7 protein-coding genes and 1 tRNA gene are annotated in these 9,038 nt (G+C 63.7%); 2 read left to right on the top strand and 6 right to left on the bottom strand.

Annotated elements, in window-relative coordinates:
• The 5 genes from DKT70_RS11740 to modA form a co-directional block, all read right to left on the bottom strand.
• A partial coding sequence (locus DKT70_RS11740; RefSeq protein WP_199559578.1) for a site-specific integrase occupies positions 1-648 on the bottom strand: 648 nt, incomplete at its 3' end.
• A gap of 549 nt (positions 649-1,197) precedes the next feature.
• Positions 1,198-1,287, bottom strand: a tRNA-Ser gene (locus DKT70_RS11735).
• Positions 1,288-1,394: 107 nt separating this feature from the next.
• A complete protein-coding gene (gene modC / locus DKT70_RS11730; protein WP_111559309.1) occupies positions 1,395-2,468 on the bottom strand; it encodes a molybdenum ABC transporter ATP-binding protein in 1,074 nt (357 codons plus the stop codon).
• Positions 2,465-3,169, bottom strand: a complete 705-nt coding sequence (gene modB, locus DKT70_RS11725) for a molybdate ABC transporter permease subunit (protein WP_111559308.1) — start codon at positions 3,167-3,169, stop codon at positions 2,465-2,467. The genes modC and modB overlap by 4 nt, the downstream gene beginning before the upstream one ends.
• Positions 3,162-3,935 (bottom strand): molybdate ABC transporter substrate-binding protein, encoded by a 774-nt coding sequence (gene modA / locus DKT70_RS11720; protein ID WP_407672207.1) that lies wholly within the window; start codon positions 3,933-3,935, stop codon positions 3,162-3,164. The genes modB and modA overlap by 8 nt, the downstream gene beginning before the upstream one ends.
• Positions 3,936-4,264: 329 nt before the next feature.
• On the opposite strand from modA, the gene DKT70_RS11715 reads away from it, so the two are divergent.
• Positions 4,265-6,718 carry a glucose/quinate/shikimate family membrane-bound PQQ-dependent dehydrogenase gene (locus DKT70_RS11715; RefSeq protein ID WP_111559306.1) on the top strand — a complete coding sequence of 818 codons (2,454 nt, stop codon included), beginning with the start codon at positions 4,265-4,267 and terminating at the stop codon, positions 6,716-6,718.
• Between the two features lie 75 nt (positions 6,719-6,793).
• Here DKT70_RS11715 and DKT70_RS11710 read toward each other — a convergent pair whose 3' ends face one another.
• Positions 6,794-7,675 carry a LysR family transcriptional regulator gene (locus DKT70_RS11710; protein WP_111559305.1) on the bottom strand — a complete coding sequence of 294 codons (882 nt, stop codon included), beginning with the start codon at positions 7,673-7,675 and terminating at the stop codon, positions 6,794-6,796.
• A 93-nt stretch (positions 7,676-7,768) separates the two neighbouring features.
• Here DKT70_RS11710 and DKT70_RS11705 point away from each other — a divergent pair, with 93 nt between their 5' ends.
• Positions 7,769-8,947, top strand: coding sequence for an MFS transporter (locus tag DKT70_RS11705; RefSeq protein WP_111559304.1), 1,179 nt, complete (start codon positions 7,769-7,771; stop codon positions 8,945-8,947).
• Positions 8,948-9,038 lie beyond the last annotated feature (91 nt).

The following is a 9,038-nucleotide window of genomic DNA, read 5'->3' as shown; positions in this document are numbered from 1 at the left end:
CCATAGGGCATCCTTCCATTCCTTCGAAAGGATCACACCATCAAACCGTGGGATCAAACACCTAGCCCGCTGTGCTGCCCACAGGGCCTCACCGACCAGTGGGACCTTTTGCTCGGACTGCGCATTCTTTAGGCCACGATTGCCGTTCGGTCGTATCAGGATGTGCGGTACATCGCCTGTCAGGATCACCTCATCTTTGCGAAGCCCGACAACCTCAGCCTGCCGTGCCCCCGTGTCGGACAGCATGGCAATAGCCCATCGGCGCTCATCGTCCATTTCCCTGCACCGTTGCCAGATCGCATATAGTTCGGTCAGGCTGTAAGGCAGCCGCCCATGTGGCTTCGCAGAGCCCTTCCCAGCAATAGTCAGGCTTTCAAAGGGACTGGGGATGCCAGGCTCGAACTCCCTGATCGCCGTGTCGAACACAGGTTTGATCTGGTAGACATACTTGGAGATCGTATCGGCTGTGATGCCCCGGTTGCGGAGCTTCTCAACGTAGGTGTTTGCTTGCTCGCGACGGATATCCCCGATGATCGCATCCCCGGTAATACCCATAAGGACCAACCAAGCCCGGTCGAAATGTTGCTGACCTGTCTTTTTTCTTGGACTCTTGTCTAGCGCAATGTGCTTGTCTTTGGCATCGTTCAAGGTTCGGGGGATAGCCTTCCCCATCATAAGGCCTAGCGTAGGGCTGCTTTGGGGAGTGGGTGCAGGGCGTGGTTCTTGGTGCTCATAAGCCCCTCCGTCAGCGCCTCTATGAAGCGGTCTATGACGGGGTTGTCCGGATAGCGCAGTCCAATCCCCCGGCTTCAGCCCAACGGCTTCCAGATGCCCCAGTGCAGCCTTGGGATCAACGCCTTCGATGTGACCCTTGCTCAGATGATTGTACCGTAAGGCGTCCTGCCGCTAGGCGTGGTCATTGGCGCGCTTGGCTGCCTATATTTGATTACTAGTCTTCAGAGAGAAAAACAAAACGGACTGAGGCTTGCCCTTAGCATCCCTGTGCAAGCCTTCACATCCAACAGCCACGCGGCGGCGGAAGTACCAGACATGCCCATCTTCTGGATATACTTGGCAGACAAGCGAAAAGCGCCTGATTGGAACAGTAAAACCACGGTGTGTCACCTTTTGTGTCACCTTGTGGCTGCTCGAACTGTCGCCAATCAGTTGATTTTCTGGGTAAAACCTAAGCTATGGTGGCGGAGACGAAGGGATTCGAACCCTCGAGACCCTTTCGGGCCTGCACCCTTAGCAGGGGTGTGCCTTCGACCACTCGGCCACGTCTCCGCTGATCCGTATATGGATGTCGCCGGGGGGTGACAAGGGCATTTTTGGCATATTCTCAATCTCTTTGAACAGATCGTCAGGGGGTGCCTTCCTGCAGGACGATCACGCTAGGCCTTTCGGGTCACGGCGACGGATTTGATGATGGCATAGACCGCGCGGTCCGGTCCCAGCTGCAGCGACGCTGCAGATCGGGCGGTGATACGGGCCAGCAAATGGTCCTGGCCCACAGAGAGTTGGACCAGAACATCCGGACCCGCGCCCCTGCTCACGGACAAGACCTTGGCAGCCAGGATGTTCAACGCCGAGACATCCTTCGGCGGGGACAAGGACAGCATGACGTCCTGCGCATGGATACGCAGGCGCAGGCGCTGGCCGGGTTGCGCGGCCATTCCCGGCACCAGCAAATGCCCCAAGGGACTTGCCAGCCGTGTCAGACCGTCATCGTCATGCCCCTCGACCGTGGCCTCGACGACCGAACCGGTTTCCTGCATCCCAAGATGTCGCGCGGTTTCCGGGTCGGACATCAGCTGTCCCAATGGCCCGGCCTGCACGACCTTTCCGTCCTGCATGATCACCAGCGTCGTTGCCAGCCGGGCGACTTCGGACATCGCGTGGCTGACATAGAGGATGGGGATCTGCGTCTGATCGCGCAGGCGCTCCAGATAGGGAAGGATCTCGGATTTGCGGGCGTCGTCCAACGCGGCCAAGGGTTCGTCCATCAGCAGCATGCGCGGGCGGGACAAAAGGGCACGGCCGATGGCGACACGCTGCTTTTCTCCTCCCGACAGGGCGCCGGGGCGGCGGTCCAGCAGATCGCCGATGCCCAGCAGCGACACGACATCGTCCAAGCTGATCCGGTCGGAATGGCGGGAAAACCAGCGGCCATAGGTCAGGTTCTGCCGCACGCTCAGATGCGGGAACAGGCGACTGTCCTGAAAGACATAGCCCAGCCCGCGATGGTGAGGCGGCAGCCAGCGCCCCGTCTTGCTGTTCGACAGATCCTGACCGTCCAGCGTCACGCGCCCGCGATCCGGGCGCAACAGACCCGCCACAGCGTTGATTACCGAGGTCTTGCCTGAGCCCGATCGTCCGAACAGCGCCGTGACACCGGTCTGGGCCTGGAATTCGACGTCCAGGGTAAAGCCGGGAAAGCGGTGATGCAGCGTAACGGACAGGCTCATATCCCGGCGATCCGCCGGGCAATGGTGCGGCCGACCCATTCCGACACCACCAGCGCGACCATGGCGATGCCGACCGCGATCAGGACAAGGCGCAGCGCGGCACCTTCGCCACCGGGGACTTGCAGGAAGGAATAGATGGCAGAAGGCAGGGTCTGGGTCTGGCCGGGGATGTTGCTGACGAAGGTGATGGTGGCGCCGAACTCTCCCATCGCCTTGGCGAAGGCCAGAATCGCACCCGCGACGATGCCCGGCAGGATCAGCGGCAGCGTGACGGTCAGAAAGACCCACGCGCCATTGGCGCCAAGCGTGCCTGCGACCTGTTCCAGTTTGGGGTCGACGGCCTCGATGGCCAGTCGGATGGCGCGGACCATCAGCGGAAAGGCCATGATCGCCGCCGCCAGTGCGGCCCCGGTCCAGCGGAAGGCCAGAACGATGCCGCAGCAGTCGTCAAGAAAACCGCCGACGGGGCCGCGCCTGCCGAACCCCATCAGCAGGATATAGCCTGTCACGACCGGCGGCAGGATCAGCGGCAGATGCACTAACCCGTTCAGCAGCTGCTTGCCCCAGAACTGGCGTCGCGCCAGCAGATAGGCGACCGCCACCCCGAATGGCAGGCTGACCACCGTCGCCCAGAGCGACACCCTGAGCGACAGGGCCACGGCCTGCCATTCCTGCGGCGTCAGCCCAAAGGTGCTATCCATCGGCGCCGATCAGGGTAAATCCTTCGGCCTCGAAGACACCGCCGGCCTGGTCGCCCTGAAGGTGGTCCAGAAAATCGCGGGCCTGCGGGTGGCTGCTGTCGGCGACAAGGGCTGCGGGATAGGTGATCGGATCGTGGCTGTCTTCGGGAAAGCGACCGATCACGGCCACATCCGGTTCGGCGGCGGCATCGGTCGCATAGACGATGCCCAAGGGCGCCTCGCCGCTGGCGACCAGCGCCAGGGCCGCGCGGACATTGTCGGACTGCGCCACATTGGCCGCCACCCCCTGCCACAGCCCAAGCGACTGAAGCGACTGCTTGCCATAGACGCCGGCTGGAACCGAATCTACCAATGCCATCGCCAGCTTGCCCTCACCCAGCAGCCCCGACAGATCGAAATCGGGGGCCAGCGTGACCGGTTCGGCACCCGGCCCGCCGATCAGCACCAGGCTGTTGCCCAGCAGGTCGACCCGGCTGTCCGGCACGATCAGGTCCTGATCCTGCAGCAGATCCATCCAATCCACCGCGGCCGAGATGAAAATGTCAGCCGGCGCGCCCTGCTGGATCTGTTTGGCCAAGGCAGAACTGCCCGCATAGGACACCACCACCGTGTCATCCGACATCGCGTTCCAGTCATCGGCAACCCGGTCCAGCGCGGTCTTCAGGCTGGCGGCAGCAAAGACGGTGATCTGTTCGGCGCGCATGGGGGTGGCGCAAGCCAGGGCCAGCACGGCCCCCAAAGTCAGTTTCGGCGCAAGGCGCGTCATTGCATTTCCCATCGGCGTTATATTCCGGCGACTATAACACTCGATCGGACGCCGAATGGCAATCCATTCACATGCGGAACCCCTGATCACGCCACCGTGTTCACCCGGTGTCGCCCTGATCGGATGCGTCGCCCCTGGCGGTCGAAATACACGGGGGTCGAATGATTGCGTTACATATCCATGAGGTTTAACAGGCCCGCAGGTTCGGCATGCAATGGTACATCATCGCGGCATGATCCGGACCTTTTCAGATTTACATGCATCGCATCCGGCATCCCTCCTCCTCGTTTCATGCCTGATGCCGATATGGACAAAAAAGGAAGATCATCATGATGATCTCATTCATGTCCTGCATTCTTGGATTGCTTGGTTTGGCGCTGGCCTTGGGCGGCACGAAACTGGCAATGCTGGGAGGCAGTCTCTATTATCTCATTGTCGGGGTGGCGCTGCTGGTGACCGCCCTTCTGGTGTTCCGCCGCAAGGCCGCATCGCTGTGGCTCTATGCGGCGATCGTCATCGGAACGCTGGCCTGGGCCGTCTGGGAAGTCGGTTTCGACTGGTGGCAGCTTGCGCCCCGCGGCGGCATCCTTGTCCTGATCGCCCTGATCCTGTGCCTGCCGGTCTTCCGTCGCAACTTGGGCGACCGTTCCGAGGTCGGCGCCCCGCGCGCGGCGTCGGTGCTGCCGGTGGCCCTGGCATCGATCGTGTCGATCCTGGTGGCGGGTTATTCGCTGTTCCAGGAACCCAGCCGGATCATCGGCGAATTGCCCACCGAAAAGTTGACCACCGAAGCCAATACCGGCAACGCCATAGAAGATGGCGAATGGCATCAGTACGGTCGCACGAATTACGGCCAGCGCTGGTCGCCGCTGGAACAGATCACCCCCGCCAACGTGGCCGATCTGGAACTGGCCTGGGAATACCAGACTGGCGACGTCAAGCGCCCCGACGATGTGGGCGAGACGACCTATCAGGTGACGCCGCTGAAGGTGGGCGACAGCCTCTATGTCTGCACGCCGCATAACATTGCGATCTCGATCGATGCCAAGACCGGCAAGGAAAACTGGCGGTTCGACGCCAATTCGGGCATGAACCCGGATCGCCAGCACCAGACCTGCCGCGGTGTCACCTATTGGCAGGCACCCGAGGTCACGGCGGCCGCATCAACGGACGATCAGCCCGATGCGCCTCAGGTCGAAACCGCGGATGAACCTGCGGTGCAGCCCGCCGATGATCAGCCCGCCGACGACACCGCCCTGCGTGCGGCGGCCGCGGCCGAATGCCCCCGTCGTGTCTATCTGCCCACCGCAGATGCGCGCCTGATCGCGCTTAACGCCGATACGGGCGAAGTCTGCAGCTTCTTTGGCGACGAGGGCACGCTGCGGCTGGAACGCGGCATGGAATACGATCCGGCGGGTTATTACTATTCGACCTCTCCGCCGGTTGCGGTCGATGGCAAGCTGATCATCGGCGGTGCCGTCAACGACAACTTCTCGACCAAGTCGCAGTCGGGCGTCATCCGCGCCTTCGACATTGACACGGGCGAACTGCTGTGGAACTGGGACAGCGGTGCCCCCGAGGACACCACCCCCATCGATATCGAAGGCGGCGAGCGTTACACCACCAACTCGCCCAACAGCTGGTCGGTATTTTCCGCCGACGAGGAGCTGGGCCTTGTCTATATCCCCACCGGCAACCAGGTCCCCGACCAGCTGGGCATGAACCGCACCCCCGAGGTCGAGGCGCGGTCCTCGGCCATCGTGGCTCTGGACATCGCGACGGGTCAGGAACAGTGGATCCGCCAGACCGTGCATCACGACCTGTGGGACATGGACGTGCCCGCGCAGCCGGTGCTGATCGACCTGACGCGCGACGGCCAGACCGTTCCCGCCCTTGTCGGCCCCACCAAGCAGGGTGACATCTGGATCCTTGACCGCCGCACCGGCGAACCGCTGAGCCCGCGTGACGAACTGCCGGCGGCCCCCAGCAAGATCCCCGGCGAGGAGGCATCGCCCACCCAGCCCATCTCGGCGCTGACCTTCCGTCCCGACCGCCTGACGGGCGCGGATATGTGGGGCGGCACGATGATCGACCAGATGATGTGCCGCATCCAGTTCCAAGGCTTGGACTACGAAGGCCAGTATACGCCGCCCTCGCTGAACGGCACGCTGGTCTATCCGGGCAACTTCGGGACCTTCAACTGGGGTTCGGTGGCGGTCGATCCCGAACGTCAGGTGATGTTCGGCATGCCGACCTATCTGCCCTTCACCTCGCGGCTGGTTCCGGCCAGCGAAATCCCCCCCAAGGGCGAGGATGAGAAGGCCAGCGAACAGGGCCTGAACCGCAACGAGGGTGCCGATTACGGCGTCTTCATGGGTCCCTTCCTCAGCCCGCTTGGCGTGCCCTGCACCGCCCCGCCCTGGGGCTTTGTCGCCGGTGCCGATCTGAACACCGAAAGCGTCGTGTGGAAGCACAAGAACGGCACGATCCGCGACATGACGCCCCTGCCCCTGAAGATCAAGCTGGGCGTTCCGGGCATCGGTGGTCCGATGATCACCCGTGGCGGCGTCGTCTTCCTGGGTGCCGCAGTGGACGATTACCTGCGCGCCTATGACCTGACGACCGGCGAACAGCTGTGGGAAACCCGCCTGCCTGCGGGCGGCCAGTCCACCCCCATGACCTATGAACAGGATGGCGAACAATATGTCGTCATCGTGGCCGGCGGTCACGGGTCGGTCGGCACCAAGCCGGGCGACTACATCATGTCCTACAAGCTGCCCTGATCCTGTCGGACTGAATGACGGAAAGGCCCGGTCGATCGACCGGGCCTTTTCATTGCGGATCGGCGAATGCCCCGGTCAGACGATGTTCTCCAGCCAGTCCAGAAAGACCGCCAGCCTGCGCAGGCCCGAACTGCGGGTCAGGTAAAGCGCGGTGATCTGCAGGGGTTCGGCGACCAGTTCGTCCGAAAACAGATCGACAAGACGACCCGCCGCCAGATCCTCGGCCACCATGAATTGCGAAAACCGCGCGATCCCCAGTCCGCCCAGCACCAGATGCCGCACGGCCTCGCCATTGCCCGCCGTCACCGATGTCCGGAGCGCCACGGGCGCGGGCATGTGCCGAAAGCGCAACAGGTTGATGTGATCGGGGGCCGCAAAGCGGACCTGCTCCAGCCTTTCCAGATCGGCGGGGGTGGCAGGCCATCCCACCCGGTCCAGATATTGCGGGGCGGCCACCAGCCGCCAGGGCGCATGTCCCAGACGGCGGTGCAGCATGGCGCTGTCGGGCAGCGGGCCGAAGCGGATGGCGACATCCGCATGCGCGCCGATCAGGTCCACTGGGTTGTCGGTCATGTCCAGGGTCAGCTCGACCTCGGGATAGGCGGCGCGAAATTCGGCCAGGCGCGGGGCCAGGCCGTGCAGCACGAAGGGCACAGGCGCGTTCACCCGCAACGGGCCGCGCGGGCTCCGACTACCCAAGACAAGATCCGACAGGGCCTCGGTCCGGTCAAGGATGCCGCGCGCGGCCTCCAGCAGGTCGCGACCCTCGGGCGTCATCTCGATCATGCGCGTGGTCCGTCGCAGCAGCGTCGCGCCCAACTGCTGTTCCAAGCGAGACACCGTCCGGCTGAGCGTCGAGGGCGCAACGCCAAGCCGCCGCCCGGCCTCGGCGAAACCACCATCCTCGACCACCGCCACGAAGGCAACCAGATCGCGTGTCTGGGGCAGTTCGTGCATCTGGCGCAATGATCCTTTGCCAAGCTGTCCGTTCACGCAAAAGCTTAACGCTGCCATCTTCTGCGCGAAAGCCAAAACCACCAGGAGATTCCCATGCCCCTTGCCCTTTTGGCGCTGACCATCAGCGCCTTTGCCGTCGGCACGACTGAATTCGTGATCGTCGGCCTGCTTCCGACCATTGCGGCTGATCTGGATGTGTCCCTGCCTTCGGCGGGATTGCTGGTCAGCCTCTATGCCCTTGGCGTGACCATCGGCGCGCCGGTCCTGACGGCGCTGGCCGGTCGCATGCCGCGCAAGACCCTGCTGCTGTCGCTGCTGTCCCTGTTCATTACGGGCAACGCCTTTGCGGCCTTTGCCCCCAGCTATGAAAGCCTGATCGCCGCGCGGTTCCTGACCGGGCTGGCCCATGGGGTCTTCTTCGCCATCGCCTCGACCATCGCCACCAGCCTTGTCGCCCGCGAAAAAGAGAGTTCGGCCATCGCGCTGGTCTTCCTGGGACTGACCGTCGCGCTGGTGACGGGCGTGCCCTTGGGGACCTGGATCGGCCAGAGCTTCGGTTGGCAGTCGACCTTTCTGGGCGTGGTCGCCTTGGGCCTGATCGGGCTGCTCGCCTCGGCGCTGCTGATCCCGTCGAACTTGCCACAGGGTGCGGCACCGGGATTGCGGGCGCAGGCCAGGGTGCTGACATCGCCCCGGCTGCTGATGGTCTATCTGATCACCGCTATCGGGTATGGCGGCAATTTCATCGCCTTCACCTATCTTGCCCCGATGCTGACCCAGGTGACCGGACTCGGCGCCGGTGCGGTCAGCCTGGTGATCCTGCTATACGGCGCCTCGGTCGCGGTGGGCAATGTCGTCGGCGGCAAGCTGGCGGACCGCATGGGCGCGGTTCCCGCACTGACGCTGATCTTCGGTGGGCTGACCCTGGTGTTGCTGGCGCTTGGCCTGACGATCACCTCGCCCATTGCAGCCGTCGCGGTCATCGCCGTCTGGGGCGGCTTCGCCTTTGCCAATGTCCCTCCGCTGCAGGTCTATACCGTGCAGATCGCCCGCGAGGTTGCCCCCGAGGCCGTCGACGTCGCCTCGGGGCTGAATATCGGGGCCTTCAACCTTGGCATCGCCTTGGGTGCCTGGGCGGGCGGGATTGCCGTCGAAACCGTCGGCCTTGCGGCGGCTCCCTTCCTGGGCACCGGCGTCGTCGCGGCGGGGGTGGTGCTGACGCGCCTCTCGGGTCGCCTGGATCGGCAGGCGGCCCCCCTGCTTGCCGAATAAGGCATGCGGGATGCGCCGCCCCCGACATGAAAGAACGGCGCGGGACGATCCCGCGCCGTTCCTGTCAATCCGCGACGGCAACGCCGCCCAT

Source organism: Paracoccus sediminilitoris, from assembly GCF_003259195.1.
GTDB lineage: Bacteria > Pseudomonadota > Alphaproteobacteria > Rhodobacterales > Rhodobacteraceae > Paracoccus > Paracoccus sediminilitoris.
This window is presented reverse-complemented; position numbering and strand designations above follow the sequence as displayed.